Below are 17789 nucleotides of genomic sequence, written 5' to 3'. Positions count from 1 at the left end.
CCGCGCTGCGCACCAGGGCCCTGGCCCGCTCCAGGTCGCCCAGCTGCGCCATGGCGATGCCGCGCAGCGCGAGCGCCGGTGCATCGCTGCGCAGGGCAATCCGGTTCAGCGCGCCGAACGGGTCGCCGGCCGCCAGCGCGCGGGCCGCCGCCGCGATCAGGGAATCCATGCCAGTACCGCCACATCCGCCATGCCGCAGAGCCCTTCACAATGGCCGCCCTGGAAAGCGCGGCCCCGGCAACAAGGGGCAGGCACCTGCGCCATGCAGGCCTGCCTTGAAATTCAGAAATGGTACTGAATCCAGCGGCACAGCATGTGTCGCGCCATGGCCGGATCAAACGGCTGCGACGGACTTTGGCCGGCCAGCGCCTCTATGTCCCGCAAGGCCTGCGCACGCTGCATGCGCAAGCCATGCGGCAGGTCCTGGCCACGCAGCCGCAAGGCGCTGGCTTCCGCGCAATCGTGCTCGCGCAGCAGGAAGGCGAATTCATCCAGCCTCTGCTGGAAGGCCCAGCCCTGCGCGCCGCCCTGCTCCAGGTCGGACTGGATGGATCTGCACATTTCCAGAAGCTCAATATGCTGGGCATCCAGCACAGGGTCCTGCACGCTCATGCGGCAAGACCAATGAGGGATGGAAGTCATGTCGCTGCTCCTTCGGCCGCATTGGAAGCCGATTGTCCCGGAGCCGGTTCCTACCGCCGGGCAGAAACCCTGACCCCGGCCCGCCTTCCCCTCCTGCATGCCGGGCATGAAAACTCCGGCTTGGCCGGACGGGGCAAGGGAAAGCGGGAAACCCGGGAATTACCCGCTTGTGCAGCAAACGGATATTCCGGCGTTTTTCCCGCAGGCCAGTGCCTAAAATCCTTCGGCCCGCTTCTCCCTGGACACATGGAGCCGGGCATCTGCATGCACGCCGCCCGTCCCGGGAAATCGCCGCATGCGCCAACGGATACGCAAACATGACGCTTCACACCACCGGCCTCCCTCCACTGAACGCAGAGCGTCTGTGGCGCCGCATCGAGACACTTTCCACCTTCACGCGGCCTGATGTACCCTGGACCCGCCGGGCCTTCTCGCCGGAATTCGAACAGGCGCGCCGCTGGCTGGCCGAAGAATTCAGGAACGCCGGCATGGCGGTCCGCCTGGATGAGGGCGGCAACCTCGTGGGCCGCCTGCCCGCGGCAGCCGGCGCCGCCCCGCGCGCGCCCATCGTCACGGGCTCGCACTGCGACACCGTGATGATGGGGGGCCGCTTCGACGGCATCATCGGCGTGCTGGCCGGCATCGAGGTCGCACACACGCTGCACGAGAACGGGATCGCGCTGCAGCACCCGTTCGAGGTGATCGATTTTCTTTCCGAGGAGCCCAGCGACTACGGCATCTCCTGCATAGGCAGCCGTGCCATTTCGGGCAAGCTGGGCCCGGACATGCTGGCCGCAACGAACCCGCAGGGCGAAACGCTGGCGCAGGGGATGCGCCGCATCGGCGCCAAGCCCGAAGCCCTGATCGGCCCGCTGCGCGGCAAGGGCAGCACGGCAGCCTTCGTGGAACTGCACATCGAGCAGGGCCCGGTGCTGGAGCGCAGCCAGCTGCCCATCGGCGTGGTCACCAACATCGTGGGCATACGCCGCGTCGCGTTCACCGTGCGCGGCCAGGCCGACCATGCGGGCACCACGCCCATGGACATCCGTCAGGACGCGCTGGCCGGTGCCGCCTGCATCATCGGCGCAGCCAACCGCAAGGCCTCGGCGCTGGCCGGCCAACCGCACTATGTGGTGGCCACCGTGGGGCGCCTGTCGCTGACGCCCAACGCCTCCAATGCCGTGCCCGGCCTGGTCGAGATGACGATGGAAGTGCGCAGCGACAACGCCGGCGTGCTGGCATCCTTTCCCGAGGAACTGTTTGCCGAGGTCCGGCCCGCGCTGGTCGGCCTGCGCGTGCAGGCCGACATGCATGAGGTAAGCCGTTCCCAGCCCACCGACTGCCAGGAACTGGTGATGCAGGGCATAGAGCAGGCCTGCAAGCGGCTCGGCTACGCCAGCATGCGCATGCCCAGCGGCGCAGGCCATGATGCCGTCTACATGGCGGCCACCGGCCCCATCGGCATGATCTTCATTCCCTGCCTGCAGGGACGCAGCCACGCACCGGAAGAATGGATAGAGCCCGCACAGCTGCTCGACGGCACCCGGGTGCTGTATCAGACGGTCCGCGTGCTGGATGAGCAGCTGGCCGCCCTGCCATGAAGAGAGATGCCGCTTGCAGCGGTTCTTCCTGCCGCCGCCCAACCGGCGGATAGGCGAGCAATCTGGTGAACCAGTAAATCTCTTGAGCCGGCACTTTTCCGGCACGGCGCACAATAGCAGCTTTCAGCCATTTCCCGCGGCCCCGGCCGAATCCACTGCGCGATGCACCAAGAGCCAGACTTTCTCCACAACCTGCATCAGGAATTCCGGGACGGAAGGCGCTGGCTGGACCGCAGCATCGTGCTGGCCTATGCAGCGGCCGCCGGCCTTTGCGTGGTGGCATTCACGCTGATGGCCGATGCGGGCTTCGAGCTGTTCCAGCGCATCTACCGCTGGCAAGGCGGCTGGGCCGTGCTGCTGTGGCTGCCGGCCATCACGGTGGCTGCGGTCTGGGCCACCCGGCGCTGGGCGCCAGGTGCAGCCGGCTCCGGCATTCCCCAGGTCATGGTGACGCTGGACCCGGCCGTGAGCGAACACCAGCGCAGCCGCTTCGTATCCCTGTGGCTGTCCTTTTCCAAGATGGCGCTGGCCAGCGCGGGCTTTGCGGCGGGCCTGTCGATCGGCCGCGAAGGTCCGTCGGTCCAGGTGGCGGCCGGCGTGATGCACAGCGCACGCCGCTGGCTCGGCCCCCATTCGGGCATCAGCAGCCATGCCCTGCTGGTGGCCGGCGGCGCGGCGGGCATTGCCGCGGCCTTCAACGCGCCACTGGCCGGCGTGGTGTTTGCCATCGAAGAGCTTTCGCGCAAGCTGGAGTCGCGCTCCAGCGGCCTGATCATTGCCGCCATCGTGCTTGCAGGCCTGATGGGCGTCTCCGCCTTCGGCAATCTGAGCTACTTCGGCCGCATCCGCGTGCCCAGTCTGACCTGGAATGCCCTGCTGCCGGGCCTGTGCGTGGCCCTGGCCTCCGGCGTGCTGGGCGGCCTGTTCGCCAAGGTGATGGCCGCCTCGCTGACCTCCCCGGCGGAGCGCATGAACCGTTGGCGCGCGCGCTTTCCGCTGCGCTTTGCGGCAGGCGGCGCCCTGGTGATCGCGGTGATCGGACTGGTGACGGGCGGCGCCACCTTCGGCGCCGGCTCCGAAGCCGTCAAGCACATGCTGGCAGGCGAGGCCGATGTGCCGTCGTTCTACGTGACGCTGAAATTCGTCGCCACCTGGCTGTCCGCCTGGGTGGGGGTGCCGGGCGGCATCTTCGCGCCCTCGCTGTCCATCGGCGCGGGCGTGGGCCACAACGTGGCCACGCTCACGGGCTCGGACTCCATTGCTCCCGCGCTGATCGCCATGGGCATGGCAGCCTTTCTGGCCGCGGTGACCCAGGCGCCCCTGACCGCCTTCATCATCGTCATGGAAATGGTAGACGGACATGCCATGGTGCTCAGCCTCATGGCCTCCGCCATGCTGGCAAGCCTGATCTCGCGCATGCTGGCGCGCCCGCTGTACGAAACGCTTGCCCACCACATGGCCAGTGCCCTGCCCGGGCCGGCCAGTCCACAGGACCCGCCCGAACCTGCGCACGCCCCGGGCGTCCCGCAGCAGAAATAGGCGCGACGGAAACGTTCAGCGAATGGAGCCGCCCACCTCGCGCAGGCACTCCAGCAGCCCCTGGGTCACCGGCGTCATCGGCTGGCCGCGCAGCGTGATCAGGCCCACGGGCGGCAGCTCCACCGGCACCGTGAGCCTCAGCACCGCCAGCAGCCCCTGCTGCGCGAAGTGCCGCGCCACCGTGCGCGCCATGAAGGCGACGGCACCGCGCTGGTGCAGGAAGGTGATCTGCGACAGGAATGAGGCCGACTCCACGATGTCGGCCGGCGGATGCAGGCCGTGCGCGAAGAACTGCTGCTCGAGCTTGACGCGCAGCGACGCCCATGGCGGCGGCAGCACGCAGGGCTGGCCGGCGATGTCGGCCCAGTGCACCTGGCGCTTGCGCGCCAGCGGATGGCCGGCCTGCACCACGGCCACCATGGGGTCTTCGTACAGGGCCTCGGTCTCCAGGTCGGGCGCGGCATAGCCGGGCTCGAGCCGGCCGACGAACAGGTCCAGCTCGCCCAGACGCAGCTTGGGCAGCAGACGCGTCAGGTCGCCCTCCTCGACCAGCACCGTGGTCTGGGCCGAGCGGCCTTTCAGCCGCTCCACGGCCTGGGCCAGCAGCACCGGCGTGGCCACGACCATGGCGCCCACGCTGGTGCGGCCGCGCGCGCCGCTGGCCTCGGCGGCGATCTCGTCGCGCGTGCGCTCGAAGCCCGCCAGCACCGAGCGCGCAAAGCGCACCAGGCTCACGCCGGCCGCCGTGGGCTCGGTGCCGCGCGGGCCGCGCTCGAACAGCGGCGTGTCCAGCATGCGCTCCACCTCGGCCAGGGTCTTGGAGACGGCCGGCTGCGTGACCGACAGGAACTCGGCCGCCCGGCCCACGTGGCGGAACTGGTCCAGCGCCACCAGCAGTTGCAGATGGCGAAGCTTGAGGTTGCTGCGCAGCACGCGGTCGATCTTGCTCATCATTACCTCTTGGTTATGAAGATAGTCCACATTCTCATTGGATTGTCATGGTGCTATTTTGAACAATCGCGGCTGCACCACCAGGATTCGGGCAATCCGGTTGTCGCAGGCCTTCCGCTTCCGGCGGCACCGGCCTTTGGCATCCACGGCCCCGGGCCTGAGAACAATACGGAGACACACATGCCCCCCGATCGCCCCAACCGCCGCGACTTTCTCTACACCACGCTGGGCGCCGCCGCGCTGGCGGCCGCCGGCCCGCTGCGGGCCCAGGCCTGGCCCGAGCGCCCCATCGTCTTCATCTGCCCCTGGCCCGCGGGCGGTACGGCCGACCAGTCGATGCGCGCGCTGTGCACCGTGGCCGGCAAGGTGCTGGGGCAGAGCATCGTGGTGGAGAACCGCGCCGGCGCCTCGGGCATGATCGGCGCCAAGGCGCTGGCCTCGGCCAAGGCCGACGGCTACACCATCGGCCAGATCCCGATCTCGGTCACGCGCTTCGCGCAGCTGGGCATGCTGCAGGCGGATCCGCGCAAGGATTTCAGCTACATCGCCCGCACCTCGGGCCAGACCTTCGGCATCGCCGTGAAGGCCGACTCGCCGTTCAGGACGCTGCAGGACCTGGTGGACGCCGCCAAGGCCCGACCCGGCCAGGTGACCTATGCCCACGCCGGCGTGGGCGGCGCCACGCACGTGGGCATGGAGGAATTCGCCGGCGCGGCCGGCATCCGCCTCAACCAGGTGCCCTACAAGGGCGGTGCCGAGGCGCTGGCGGGCGTGCTGGGCGGCCATGTGGACGTGCTGGCCGACTCCAGCTCGTGGGCGCCGCATGTGCAGGCCGGCAAGCTGCGCCTGCTGGCCACCTGGGGCGAGCAGCGGCCGCCGCGCTTCAAGGACACGCCCACGCTCAAGGAGCTGGGCTACCACGTCGTCGTCGATGCGCCCAACGGCATCGGCGCCCCCAAGGGTGTGGACCCGGCCATCCTGGCCCAGCTGCGCGCAGCCTTCAGGCAGGCCGTGGCCAGCCCCGAGTTCAAGGCCGTGACCGACAAGATCGACGCGCCGGTGATGTACCTGGACGGCCCCGACTACGAAAAATACGTGAACACGGTCTACCAGAAGGAGACCGTGCTGATCGACAAGCTCAAACTCCGTGAATTGATGAAGGGTTGACCATGACCTCCAGCCCCCCCCGCCAGCCCGCTGCTGCACCTGCATCCCAACGACAATGTCTTCGTCGCCAAGACCGCGCTGGCGCTGGGCCAGGAAATCCCCGGCCTGGGCGTGCGCACGCGCGCCCAGGTGCCTGCCGGCCACAAGATCGCCGCGCGCCGCATCGCCGCCGGCGAGCAGGTGAAGAAGTACGACACCGTGATCGGCGTGGCCACGCGCGAGCTGGAGCCCGGCGACTACGTGCACAGCCACAACCTGCAGCTGGTGGACTACTACCGCGACCCCGCCTTCGGCGCCGACGTGCGGCCGGTGAACTATGTGCCCGAAGAGCAGCGCGCCACCTTCCAGGGCTTTGTGCGCGCCGACGGCCGCGTGGGCACGCGCAACTTCATCGGCATCCTGTCGTCGGTGAACTGCTCGGCCACGGTGATCAAGAACATCGCCGCGCACTTCACGCCCGAGCGCCTGGCGGCCTTCCCGAACGTGGATGGCGTGGCCGCCTTCGCGCAGACCAGCGGCTGCGGCATGTCCTCGCCCAGCGAGCATTTCGACGTGCTGCGCCGCACGCTGGCCGGCTATGCGCGCCACCCCAACCTGGCGGGCGTGCTCATCGTGGGCCTGGGCTGCGAGCGCAACCAGGTCGATGGCCTGATGGAGTCGCAGGGCCTGCACGAAAGCCGGCTGCTGCGCAGCTTCGTGATGCAGGACGTGGGCGGCACGCGCGCCACCATCGCCGCCGGCATTGCCGCCATCGAGGAGATGCTGCCCATCGCCAACCAGGCACAGCGCAGCACGGTGAGCGCGAGCCACCTCAAGATCGGCCTGGAATGCGGCGGCTCGGACGGCTTCTCGGGCATCACGGCCAACCCGGCCCTGGGCGCGGCCATGGACATCCTGGTGCGCCACGGCGGCACGGCCATCCTCAGCGAAACGCCCGAGATCCACGGCGTGGAGTTCATGCTCACGCGCCGCGCCATCAGCCCCGAGGTCGGCCAGAAGCTGCTCGACCGCCTGGCCTGGTGGGAAAAGTACACGGCCGGCCAGAACGCCCAGTTCAACGGCGTGGTGGGCCATGGCAACCAGGCCGGCGGCCTGGCCAACATCTTCGAGAAATCGCTGGGCTCGGCCATGAAGGGCGGCACCACGCCGCTGCGCGCGGTCTATGAATACGCCGAGCCCATCACCGAGAGCGGCTTTGTCTTCATGGACTCCCCGGGCTACGACCCCGTGGCCTCCACCGGCCAGATTGCCAGCGGCGCCAACCTGATCTGCTTCACCACCGGGCGCGGCTCCATGTTCGGCAGCAAGCCCGCGCCCACCATCAAGCTGGCCAGCAACACGCCCATGTACCAGCGCCTGTCCGAGGACATGGACATCAACTGCGGCCTGATCGTGGACGGCGAATGCACGGTGCCCGAGATGGGCGAGCGCATCTTCGAGCAGATCCTGCGCCACGCCAGCGGCGAAGCCACCAAGAGCGAGCAGCTCGGCCTGGGCGACCACGAGTTCGTGCCCTGGCACCTGGGCATCGTGAGCTGAGATGCAACACCCCCTGAGTCGCTTCGCGCCTTCCCCCTCTCTCTACGCGCTGCGCGCTATGGGAGGGGAACGCAGCCCTCGCTGCGGGGCGGCCCTTGCTCGGCTGCCCGCGCCTGGGCTGCGCCGGTTTCGTGCACAGCGCCCTGGAAAGCCGAAATAAAACCATAGCTTTCAGCGCTTTCTACATAAGCCCTGGATGCCAATTTCATTCAAAACCATGCCCCTGACCCTCACCCGCCCCGACCTGATCCGCAGCGCCAACTTCATCGCCGGCCAGTGGAGCGACGCGCCCGCCGCACCGGCTTCCCGTTTGGCCGTGACCGATCCGGCCACCGGCGATGTCATCATCGAAGTGCCAGACTCGGGCGCCCCCGAAGCCCGCGCCGCGCTGGATGCCGCCCATGCCGCCTTTCCCGCGTGGCGCAAGGTTCCGGCCAAGCAGCGGGCCGCCATCATCAAGCGCTGGAACGACCTGGTGCTGGCCCACCAGGATGACCTGGGCAAGCTGATCTCGCTGGAGCAGGGCAAGCCGCTGGCCGAGGGCAAGGGCGAGGTGGCCTATGCCGCCAGCTACATCGAATGGTTCGGCGAAGAGGCCACGCGCATGAACGGCGAGGTGATTCCCGCGCCCGTGCCGGGCCGGCGCATGTTCGCGCTCAAGGAGCCCGTGGGCGTGGTGGCCGCCATCACGCCCTGGAACTTTCCCGCCGCCATGATCGCGCGCAAGATCGCGCCCGCGCTGGCCGCCGGCTGCACCGTGGTCTGCAAGCCCGCCGAGGACACGCCGCTGACCTCGCTGGCCCTGGTGCTGCTGGCGCACGAGGCCGGCGTGCCGGCCGGCGTGCTCAACATCGTCACCGCCTCGCGCGAGAAGACGCCCGAGGTGGTGGACGTGTGGCTTCAGGATGCCCGCGTGCGCAAGATCACCTTCACCGGCTCCACGCCCGTGGGCAAGCACCTGGCGCGCCGCAGCGCCGATACGCTGAAAAAGCTCTCGCTGGAACTGGGCGGCAACGCCCCCTTCATCGTGTTCGACGATGCCGACATCGATGCCGCCGTCAACGGCTTCATGGCCGCCAAGTTCCGCAACGGCGGCCAGACCTGCGTCTGCCCCAACCGCGTGTTCGTGCAGCGCGGCGTGTTCGATGCGTTTGCGCACAAGCTCGCCGCGCGCGTGGCCGCGCTGCAGGTGGGCCCGGCCAGCGACCCGGCCTCACAGATCGGCCCCATGATCAATGCCCGCGCCGTCGAGAAGATCGAGCGCCACGTGCAGGACGCCGTGGCCAAGGGCGCCCAGGTCCTGGTCGGCGGCAAGCGCCTGGCCGAACTCGGCCCCCACTACTACGCACCCACCGTGCTCACCGGCGCCGACGCCCGCATGACCTGCGCCTGCGAGGAGACCTTCGGCCCCGTGGCGCCGCTGACCGTCTTCGACGACGAAGCCGAGGTGCTGGCCGCCGCCAACGACACGCCCTTCGGCCTGGCCGCCTACTTCTACAGCCAGGACGTGCGCCGCATCTGGCGCGTGGCCGACGCGCTGGAGACCGGCATCGTCGGCATCAACGAGGGCGCGCTCGCCGCCGAGGCCGCGCCCTTCGGCGGCGTCAAGGAATCGGGCTACGGCCGCGAAGGCTCCACGCACGGACTCGACGACTACCTGCACACCAAATACGTCTGCCAGGGACAACTGGATTGACGCCCCCCGGTCGCTAGAACCACACCACCACAGGAGACAAACCATGAGCCATTCCCGATCCCTCACCCGCAGGCCCGTGCTGGGCGCGCTGGCGGCACTGGCCCTGGCCGGCGCCGTGCCGCTGGCGCAGGCCCAGGGCCCGTTCCCCAGCAAGCCCATCACCTTCGTGGTGCCCTACCCCGCGGGCGGCGCCAACGACATGCTGGGCCGGCTGGTGGGCCAGAAGATGGGCGAGGTGCTGGGCACGGCAAGTGTCGTGGACAACCGGCCCGGCGCCGGGGCGCTGCTGGGCGCAGGCATCGTGGCGCGTGCGCCGGCCGACGGCTACACGCTGCTGGTCGGCGGCCTGGCCACGCATGCCGCCAGCCCGCACCTGATCAAGGCCGAGTACGACCCGGTCAAGGACTTCGAGCCCATAGGCATGATCGGCAGCGCGCCCATCATCGCCATCACGGCCAACGACTCGCCCTACCAATCGCTCAAGGACGTGGTGGACGCGGCGCGCAAGGACCCGCAGGCCGTGATGTACGGCTCCTCGGGCAACGGCTCGCCGCTGCACCTGGCGGGCGAGCTGTTCGTCTCCATCGCCAAGGTCCAGATGACGCACGTGCCCTACAAGGGCGGCAACGCCCACATCGTGGACCTGATCGGCGGCCGCGTGCCGGTCATCTTCGACACGGCCACCAATTCCATGCCGCTGCTGCGCGGCGGCAAGGTGCGCGCCCTGGCCGTGGGCGCGCCCGCGCGCCTGCCCGAACTGCCGAATGTGCCGACCTTTGCCGAGGCCGGCTACCCGCAGTTCAAGTTCTCGGCCTGGTATGCGCTGTTTGCCCCGGCCAGGACGCCCGCCGACGTGAGCGCCAAGCTCTCCGGCGCGCTGGCCAAGGCCCTGAAGCAACCCGAGGTGGCCTCCAAGCTGCGCGACCTGGGCGTGACCCCGGGCAACGGCGATGCCGGCGAGCTGCGCGCCTTCATCCCTGGCGAATACCAGCGCGTCGGCGAGCTGATCAAGAGCGCCAAGATCAAGGCCGATTGAGGAGAAGCCCATGCCCGATGGATTGCTGCGCCCCCACCCCGAAGACCCGGCCCGCCAGGTGGCCGACCTGCCCTCGCCGCGTGTGCAGGCCCATGCCGCCAACCTGATGGTGCTGGGCGACGGCGCCCTGGCCTGCGTATGGTTCGGCGGCTCGATGGAAGGCCGCTCCGACATCTCGGTCTTCCTGTCACGCCTCGCCCCCGGTGCCACGCAGTGGTCCGAGCCCGTGCAGCTGTCGCACGACGCCGAGCGCTCGGAGCAGAACCCCGTGCTGTTCCCGGCCCCCGACGGCACGCTATGGCTGCTGCACACGGCCCAGCATTCGGGCCACCAGGACACCTCGGTCGTGCGCCGGCGCCTGTCGCGCGACCACGGCCTGAGCTGGGAGCCCACCGAGACGCTGGCCGACGCGCCGGCCGGCACCTTCGTGCGCCAGCCCATCCACGTCCACACCGATGGCAGCTGGCTGCTGCCGGTGTTCCACTGCCGCAGCCAGGGCGGCCAGGCCTGGGACGGCAGCCACGACGACAGCGGCGTGCTGCGTTCCACCGACCAGGGCCGCAGCTGGCAGCGCATCGCCGTGCCCGGCAGCCTGGGCTGCGTGCACATGAACATCGTGGCGGCATCGGACGGCGGCGCGAATGGTGGATTGTTGGCGTTCTTCCGCAGCCGCTGGGCCGACCACGTCTACCGCAGCCGCAGCGACGACGGCGGCCTGAGCTGGCAGGCGCCCGAGCCCACGGCCCTGCCCAACAACAACTCCTCCATCCAGGCGCTGCGCCTGGCCGACGGGCGCCTGGCCATGGTCTTCAATGCCAGCAGCGCCGCCGATGCCACCGAGCGGCGCGAGTCGCTGTATGACGAGCTGGGCGACGCCTCGGCAACGCCTGCCAAGGCAACGGCCGGCGAGCGCCGCGCGTTCTGGGGCGCGCCCCGTGCGCCCATGACGCTGGCGCTGTCGGCGGACGACGGCCTCACCTGGCCCTGGCAGCGCAACCTCGAGGTGGGCGACGGCTGGTGCATGAGCAACGACTCCGAGCGCGGCCGCAACCGCGAATACTCCTACCCCTCCATCCGCCAGGGCGCCGACGGCGCTCTGCACCTGGCCTATACCGTGTTCCGCCAGCACATCCGCCATGTGCGCGTGCAGCCGGACTGGGTGACCCAACAAGCATGACCGCCACACATACTCCATTCAATGTTCTTGTCACCGCCGAGCACTGGGCGCCCGAGGCCCAGGCCCTGGTGCAGGCCGCCGGCGGGCAGATCCACTTCATGGCCGAGCCCGTCACCGAGGCCAGCCTGGCCGGGCGGCTGGCGCAGACCGGCGCCCAGGCCCTGGTGCTGCGCGGCTCCAAGCCCGTGACGGCCGCCGTGCTGCGCGCGGCGCCGGCACTGCGCATCGTCGCCAAGAACGGCGCCGGCGTGGACAGCGTGGACCTCGAAGCCGCCCGCGCGCAAGGCGTGGCCGTGGCCGTGGCGCTGGCCGCCAATGCCCCGGCCGTGGCCGAGCATGCGCTGGCGCTGATGCTGGCCCTGGTGCGCCAGTTGCCTCAGCTGGACCGGCAGGTGCGCGCCGGCGGCTGGGACGGCAACTGGCCCGGCAGCCACTGGCAGGGACGCGACTTTCGCGGCTCCACCGTGGGCATCGTGGGCTATGGCGCCATAGGCCGCGCCACCGCGCAGCTGGCCGCGGCCCTGGGGGCCCGGGTGCTGGTGCTGCGCCCCGCGGGCCAGGCCGACGGCTTTGGCTGCGAGCCCGAGCTGCACCGGCTGCTGCCCCAGGTGGACATCCTGAGCCTGCACTGCCCTTTGAGCGAGCGCACGCGCGGCCTGATTGGCGAGCCCGAGCTGGCGCTGCTGCGCCCCGGCAGCCTGCTGGTCAATACCGCGCGCGGCCCGGTCGTCGATGAGGCCGCGCTGCTGGCGGCACTGGAAAGCGGCCATCTGGCCGGCGCCGGGCTCGACACCTTCGACATCGAGCCGCTGCCGCAGGGCCACCCGCTCACCCAGTTGCCCCAGGTGCTGCTGACGCCGCATGTGGCCGGCGTCACGCGCCAGGCCGCACTGCGCGTGGCCACCCTCACCGCCGCCAACATCGTCGACCACCTCGCGGGCCGGCCCCTGCCCCCCGGCCATCTGCTCTGACCTTTTCCCCTGCCCTATGCCCGCCCTCAATCCCTTCAAGACCGCCCTGGCCGCGCGCCAGCCCCGCATCGGCCTGTGGCTGTCCATGGCCGACCCCTACCTGGCCGAAGCCGCCGCCACCTGCGGCTACGACTGGCTGCTCATCGACGGCGAACACGCGCCCAATGACCTGCGCCGCACGCTGGCCGCACTGCAGGCCGTGGCCCCTCACCCCGGCCAGCCCGTGGTGCGTGTGGTGGAGGGCAGCACGGCCCTCATCAAGCAGATGCTGGACATAGGCGCCAAGACGCTGCTCGTGCCCATGGTGGACACCCCCGAGCAGGCCCGCGCCATCGTGGCCGCCACGCAGTACCCGCCCCGGGGCGTGCGCGGCGTGGGCAGCGCCGTGGGGCGCGCCTCGCAGTGGAGCAGCCGCGCCGACTACCTGCAGGTCGCCGACGACGAAATCTGCCTGCTGGTGCAGGCCGAGACCACCACGGCGCTGGCCAACCTCGAAGCGATCTGCGCCGTGGACGGCGTGCACGGCGTCTTCATCGGCCCGGCCGACCTGGCGGCCTCGATGGGCCACCGCGGCAACCCCGGCCATCCCGAGGTGCAGGCCGCCATCGAAGGCGCGATGACGACCATCATCGCCAGCGGCAAGGCGGCCGGCACGCTGACCTCGGACCCGGCGCTGGCGCAGCGCTACTTGGACCTGGGCTGCACCTTCGTGGCCGTGGGCGTGGATGTGCTGATGTTCGTGAACGCGGCGCGCAGGCTGCGCACGCAGTTCGGCGGCACGCCGGCCATGGCGCCCGGCGCCCCCGGTGCGGCCTACTGATAGCAGGCGCACCGGCGCAGGCAAGACCCCGCAGGCCACGGCCGCACCGGCCCTGCAGGACAATCGCGGCATGAATACGCCTGCGCAACCACGCAACCCCTTGCACGGCATCACGCTGGAGCGCCTGCTGACCGAACTCGTGGACTACTACGGCTGGGAGGCCTTAAGCGAGCGCATTCCCCTGCGCTGCTTCAGCGTGGATCCCAGCATCAGCTCCAGCCTCAAATTCCTGCGCAAGACGCCCTGGGCGCGCGAGAAGACCGAAAGCCTGTACCTCTACACCCTGCGCCGCCAGCAGCGCCAGAGCCAGGGCCGAAGCTAGGACCGCGCGCCCATCCAGCGCCCGCCGAACTGGTTGATCACCATGCCGGCCAGCACGGCCAGCGTGCCCAGCCATTGCATGGAATTCGGCCGCTCGCCCAGGATCAGCATGGCCGACAGCAGGCCCACCACGGGTACCAGCAGCGACAGCGGGGCCACGGTGCTGGCGGCATAGCGCTGCAGCAGCCGGGTCCACAGGCCGTAGCCCAGCAGGGTGGACAGCAGGGCCAGATAGGCGACCACGCCCAGCTCGCGCAGGCCCATGCCCTGCAGCTGGCGCTGCACGGAGTCCGCGCCATCCACCCAGACGGAGAGCAGCAGCAGCGGAACAATGGGGAACAGGCTGGTCCAGACGATGAAGGGCACGGGCTCATACGGGCCCTGCCGGGCCGCCAGGCGCGTGAGCAGGTTGGAGCCGGCCCACATGGCGGCCGCGCCCACGGTCAGCACAAAACCCACCAGCGTCATGTCCGTGGCACTGTCGCCATGCGCCGCGCCGATGAAGACCAACCCGCCGATGGCAATCGTCAGCCCCAGCCACTGCCAGCGCCGCGGCTTCTCGCCCAGCATGGCCGCGGCCATCAGCATGGTGATGAAGGCCTGGGTCTGCAGCACCACCGAGGCCATGCCGGCCGGCATGCCCAGCTTCATGCCCGTGAACAGCAGGCCGAACTGGCCCACGCCCTGTACCAGGCCGTAGGCGGCCAGCAGTCCCCAGGACAGGTTCATGGGCGGGCGCACGAACAGCAGGAACGGCAGCGACGCTGCGACAAAGCGCAGCGCGCACAGCAGCAGCGGCGACAGCGTCTCCAGCCCCCACTTCATGGCGATGAAGTTCAGCCCCCAGACCACGATGACGATCAGGGCGCTGAGCCAGTCGGCCCGGCTCATGCCGGAGGGAGAGGAAGAAGGGGAAGCGCTGCGCATGGATCTCCTGGAACGGGCTGTTGTCTTTGGCGGCAAACCCGCCGAGTATGGCGCGGGAGCGCGCCACTTGTTGCGATGCAAAGAAAATCTTCGCGCCGGCCGGTGCCCCGCGCGGGTTCCGCGGCAATCGCCCGGGCGGGAAACACGGCGCCCCCGCCACCCAGGATTTCCCTTCCCAAAAAGCCTCAATCCATTGTCCATCAAGCGCAGGCAGCTATAAAAAAAGCAGCCCTTGAAGGCTGCCTTTTTGTTCCGTGCGGTGAAGCCGATGGCTGGCTCAGCTCCCCGCTACCTTCATGCGGTTGATCAGCATGGAGCCCACGGTCTTGGCGCCGTAGTTGTAGGCATCGGCGCCGATGGCCTCGATGCCCTTGAACATGGTCTTGAGGTTGCCGGCGATGGTGATCTCCTGCACCGGGAAGGCGATCTCGCCGTTCTCCACCCAGAAGCCCGAGGCGCCGCGCGAATAGTCGCCGGTCACGTAGTTCACGCCCTGGCCCATCAGCTCGATCACGAACAGGCCCGTGCCCAGCTTCTTGAGCATGGCGTCCAGATCGTCGCCGGCCTTGGTACGGCGCGAAGTCATGGTCAGGTTGTGCGAGCCGCCGGCATTGCCGGTGGTCTTCATCCCCAGCTTGCGCGCCGAGTAGCTGGAGAGGAAATAGCCCTCCACGCGGCCGGCATCGACCACCTTGCGCGCCTGCACGCGCACGCCTTCCTCGTCGAAGGGCGAGCTGCCCTTGCCGCCGAGGATGAACGGGTCTTCGTCGATGTCGATGTGCCTGGGGAAGACAGGCTTGCCCAGGGAATCGAGCAGAAAGCTGCTCTTGCGGTACAGCGCGCCGCCGCTGACGGCCTGCACGAAGCTGCCCAGCAGGCCGGCAGCCAGCGGGGACTCGAACAGCACCGGGCATTCGGTGGTCGGAATCTTGCGGCTGCCCAGGCGCGACAGCGAGCGCTCGGCCGCATAGCGGCCCACGGCTTCGGGCGAGGCCAGGTCGGCCGCGCGGCGCTGCGAGGTGTACCAGTAGTCGCGCTGCATCTCGCCGTTCCTGCCGGGCAGCTTGGCGATCGGCGCCACCGACATGCTGTGGCGCGAGCTGGCATAACCGCCGCGAAAGCCGTTGGTATGGGCCGTGAAGAAATGGCTTTGCTGGGCCGATACGCCCGCGCCTTCGCTGTTGGCAATGCGTTTGTGCGTCTTGAAGGCCGCCTCCTCGCAGCGCAGCGCCATCTCGGCCGCCTCCTCGCTGGAGATGTCCCAGGGGTGGAAGAGCTGAAGGTCGCGGTGGGTGCCGGGCGGGGCGATGTCGGCGCTGTCGGGCAGGCTGGCGAACGGGTCCTCGGCCGTGAAGCGCGCTATGTCGTAGGCGGCCTGCACGGTCTGCTGGATGGCGGCCTCGGAAAAGTCCGAAGTGCTGGCATTGCCGCGGCGCTGGCCCAGGTAGACGGTCACGCCCAGCGACTTGTCGCGGTTGCGCTCCACGGTCTCCAGCTGGCCCTTGCGCACGCTCACGGACAGGCCGCAGCCCTCCGACGCCTCGGCCCCGGCATCGGTGGCACCGAGCTTTTTGGCATGCGCCAGAGCCTGGTCCACCAGGCCTTCAAAAAAGGATTGGCTGAAGCTGAAACCGGTCTGCGGTTCGGATTGGGCCTGCGCACTCGAAGTGCTTGCGGTGCTGGAACGAGGTTTTTTCATAGCGGCGGCTATGATAGCCGCCACTGCGGCACGCCCTGTGCTGCCACCCCCATTGCCCCCTAACCATGTCACGCAAACCCAAAAAAGGCTACTTCGTGAAGGGCAAGTTCGTCGCCGAAGGCAGCGAGCTTGATCTTCAGCTCAAGGCCGAACTCAAAGGCACGACCGAATCCACCAAGACCGACCTCAAGCGCGAAATGGACGCGCTGCAGGACCTGGGCAAGGATTTGCTCACGCTGCGCGCCGACCTCTTCAAGCGCCTGCAGCTGCCCGACCAGCTCGTGGACGCGCTGGCCGAGGCCAAGCGCATCACCAATTTCGAAGGCAAGCGCCGCCAGATGCAGTTCGTCGGCAAGCTCATGCGCAAGCTGCATGACGAGCAGGTAGAGGCCATCCGCCAGGCCATGGACGAACAGCGCAACGGCTCGGCCGGCGAGAAGATGGCCCTGCACGTGGCCGAGCAATGGCGCGACCGCCTGGTCGCCGAGGAATCGGCCCTGTCCATCTGGCTGGACCACTTCCCCGGCACCGACGTGCAGCAGCTGCGCTCGCTGATCCGCCAGGCCCGCAAGGACCTGGACAAGGCCCGGGCGGAAGCCGCTGCAGCCGCCGAGGCCGCCGGCCCCGATGCCGCGCCCAGGGAAACCGGCAAGGGCCGCGCCTACCGCGAGCTGTTCCAGCTCGTGCGCGAGCAATTGGCGAGTACCGACAAGGCCGGCAAGGCCGACAGCGATGCAGCCGCGGACGACGAGGAGGCCGACGATGCGTGAGACCCATGATGCCGTGAAGATCGGCATCGTCTCCATCAGCGACCGCGCCAGCAGCGGCGTCTACGAGGACAAGGGCCTGCCCGCGCTGCAGGAGTGGCTGACCCGCGCGCTCAAGAACCCCATCGAGTTCGTGCCGCGCCTGATCCCCGACGAACAGGCCGGCATCAGCGCCACGCTGGTCGAGCTGGTCGACGCCGGCTGCTCCCTGGTTCTGACCACGGGCGGCACCGGCCCCGCGCTGCGCGACGTGACGCCCGAGGCCACGCTGGCCGTGGCCGACAAGCAAATGCCGGGCTTTGGCGAGCAGATGCGCCAGATCAGCCTGGCCTTCGTGCCCACGGCCATCCTGTCGCGCCAGGTCGCGGTGATCCGCGGCCGCAGCCTGATCATCAACCTGCCGGGCCAGCCCAAGGCGATTGCCGAAACGCTGGAAGGCCTGAAAAACGCCGACGGCACGCAAAAGGTCAACGGCATCTTCGCGGCGGTGCCCTACTGCATCGACCTGATCGGCGGGCCCTACCTCGAAACCCATGACGAGGTCTGCAAGGCCTTCCGCCCCAAGAGCGCCATCCGCGCCACACCGGCGGCCTGAGCTTGCCGCTCACGCCTTCCGCAAAGCAGCCCACGGGCTGCTTTTTTGTTGCCGCGAATCCCCAGCGCAAGTGATTGATTGCCTTGGCAAACACCAGCCTCCGCTCTTGAAAGAGAAGCATCTTGCGCAAGCGACTCGCTGCATTCCATATCGCTTCATCCTGAATACCTGAATCCACAGGCGCTGCCAGCTCCTGAAAACAAAGCAGCCCCCACCGGGGAATCTGGGATTTCCCGCAAGTGCTTGCCCCGATGCAAGGGTCGCAGCCCGCCCCTAGCATGCCTGATGCAGCGCGGCGCTTAGCAGGGCAACTATCTGGCCCTGCCGCCGGTCCTCAGTCA

Annotated in this window: 16 protein-coding genes and 1 pseudogene; 12 read left to right on the top strand and 5 right to left on the bottom strand. The window is 69.2% G+C overall.

The window, feature by feature from the left end; all coding sequences use genetic code 11:
* Together V8Z74_RS22215 and V8Z74_RS22210 are read right to left on the bottom strand one after the other, a co-directional pair.
* Window positions 1-169 (bottom strand): annotated as a pseudogene (locus V8Z74_RS22215) (helix-turn-helix domain-containing protein); the annotation flags it as partial.
* A 113-nt stretch (window positions 170-282) separates the two neighbouring features.
* Window positions 283-642, bottom strand: a complete 360-nt coding sequence (locus tag V8Z74_RS22210) for a hypothetical protein (RefSeq protein WP_349711265.1) — start codon at window positions 640-642, stop codon at window positions 283-285.
* A 317-nt stretch (window positions 643-959) separates the two neighbouring features.
* Here V8Z74_RS22210 and ertE point away from each other — a divergent pair, with 317 nt between their 5' ends.
* On the top strand, window positions 960-2243 hold the full coding sequence (ertE, locus tag V8Z74_RS22205) for an N-carbamyl-l-glutamate amidohydrolase ErtE (protein WP_349711263.1): 1284 nt from the start codon (window positions 960-962) through the stop codon (window positions 2241-2243).
* Window positions 2244-2405: 162 nt separating this feature from the next.
* Entirely contained in the window at window positions 2406-3782 is a 1377-nt protein-coding gene (locus tag V8Z74_RS22200) for a chloride channel protein (RefSeq protein WP_349711260.1), read from the top strand.
* Window positions 3783-3797: 15 nt separating this feature from the next.
* Here the strand turns inward: V8Z74_RS22200 and V8Z74_RS22195 are convergent, their stop codons facing one another.
* Window positions 3798-4733, bottom strand: coding sequence for a LysR substrate-binding domain-containing protein (locus tag V8Z74_RS22195; RefSeq protein ID WP_349711258.1), 936 nt, complete (start codon window positions 4731-4733; stop codon window positions 3798-3800).
* A gap of 180 nt (window positions 4734-4913) precedes the next feature.
* Between V8Z74_RS22195 and V8Z74_RS22190 the strand changes: the two genes are divergently transcribed.
* From V8Z74_RS22190 to V8Z74_RS22155, 8 genes are all read left to right on the top strand, one after another.
* Window positions 4914-5900 (top strand): tripartite tricarboxylate transporter substrate binding protein, encoded by a 987-nt coding sequence (locus V8Z74_RS22190; protein ID WP_349711255.1) that lies wholly within the window; start codon window positions 4914-4916, stop codon window positions 5898-5900.
* A 30-nt stretch (window positions 5901-5930) separates the two neighbouring features.
* Window positions 5931-7439 (top strand): UxaA family hydrolase, encoded by a 1509-nt coding sequence (locus V8Z74_RS22185; RefSeq protein ID WP_349711267.1) that lies wholly within the window; start codon window positions 5931-5933, stop codon window positions 7437-7439.
* A gap of 217 nt (window positions 7440-7656) precedes the next feature.
* A complete protein-coding gene (locus V8Z74_RS22180) occupies window positions 7657-9135 on the top strand; it encodes an NAD-dependent succinate-semialdehyde dehydrogenase (protein ID WP_349711253.1) in 1479 nt (492 codons plus the stop codon).
* Window positions 9136-9178: 43 nt separating this feature from the next.
* Window positions 9179-10171: a Bug family tripartite tricarboxylate transporter substrate binding protein gene (locus tag V8Z74_RS22175; RefSeq protein ID WP_349711250.1), complete on the top strand. Its 993-nt coding sequence runs from the start codon at window positions 9179-9181 to the stop codon at window positions 10169-10171.
* Window positions 10172-10181: 10 nt separating this feature from the next.
* Window positions 10182-11348 carry a sialidase family protein gene (locus V8Z74_RS22170; protein ID WP_349711247.1) on the top strand — a complete coding sequence of 389 codons (1167 nt, stop codon included), beginning with the start codon at window positions 10182-10184 and terminating at the stop codon, window positions 11346-11348.
* Window positions 11345-12319, top strand: a complete 975-nt coding sequence (locus V8Z74_RS22165; protein WP_349711245.1) for an NAD(P)-dependent oxidoreductase — start codon at window positions 11345-11347, stop codon at window positions 12317-12319. The genes V8Z74_RS22170 and V8Z74_RS22165 overlap by 4 nt, the downstream gene beginning before the upstream one ends.
* Before the next feature lie 16 nt (window positions 12320-12335).
* Entirely contained in the window at window positions 12336-13139 is an 804-nt protein-coding gene (gene hpaI / locus V8Z74_RS22160; protein WP_349711243.1) for a 4-hydroxy-2-oxoheptanedioate aldolase, read from the top strand.
* Between the two features lie 70 nt (window positions 13140-13209).
* On the top strand, window positions 13210-13461 hold the full coding sequence (locus V8Z74_RS22155; protein WP_349711240.1) for a VF530 family protein: 252 nt from the start codon (window positions 13210-13212) through the stop codon (window positions 13459-13461).
* Here the strand turns inward: V8Z74_RS22155 and V8Z74_RS22150 are convergent.
* Window positions 13458-14351: an EamA family transporter gene (locus V8Z74_RS22150; RefSeq protein WP_502879594.1), complete on the bottom strand. Its 894-nt coding sequence runs from the start codon at window positions 14349-14351 to the stop codon at window positions 13458-13460. The genes V8Z74_RS22155 and V8Z74_RS22150 overlap by 4 nt on opposite strands.
* A 313-nt stretch (window positions 14352-14664) precedes the next feature.
* Window positions 14665-16086: a metalloprotease PmbA gene (pmbA, locus tag V8Z74_RS22145; protein ID WP_349711235.1), complete on the bottom strand. Its 1422-nt coding sequence runs from the start codon at window positions 16084-16086 to the stop codon at window positions 14665-14667.
* Between the two features lie 65 nt (window positions 16087-16151).
* On the opposite strand from pmbA, the gene yjgA reads away from it, so the two are divergent.
* Together yjgA and mog are read left to right on the top strand one after the other, a co-directional pair.
* The gene (gene yjgA, locus V8Z74_RS22140; RefSeq protein WP_349711233.1) at window positions 16152-16856 is read left to right on the top strand and encodes a ribosome biogenesis factor YjgA; all 705 of its coding nucleotides are present in this window, start codon (window positions 16152-16154) and stop codon (window positions 16854-16856) included.
* Complete coding sequence (gene mog, locus V8Z74_RS22135) at window positions 16849-17448, top strand: molybdopterin adenylyltransferase (RefSeq protein WP_066476398.1); 600 nt, start codon at window positions 16849-16851, stop codon at window positions 17446-17448. The genes yjgA and mog overlap by 8 nt, the downstream gene beginning before the upstream one ends.
* Window positions 17449-17789: the final 341 nt, after the last annotated feature.

Origin of the sequence: Comamonas sp. w2-DMI (genome assembly GCF_040187735.1) — a bacterium.
Taxonomy (GTDB): domain Bacteria; phylum Pseudomonadota; class Gammaproteobacteria; order Burkholderiales; family Burkholderiaceae_C; genus Comamonas; species Comamonas terrae.
The sequence above is the reverse complement of the archived record's forward strand: the minus strand, read 5'-3'. Positions and strand labels throughout refer to the sequence as shown.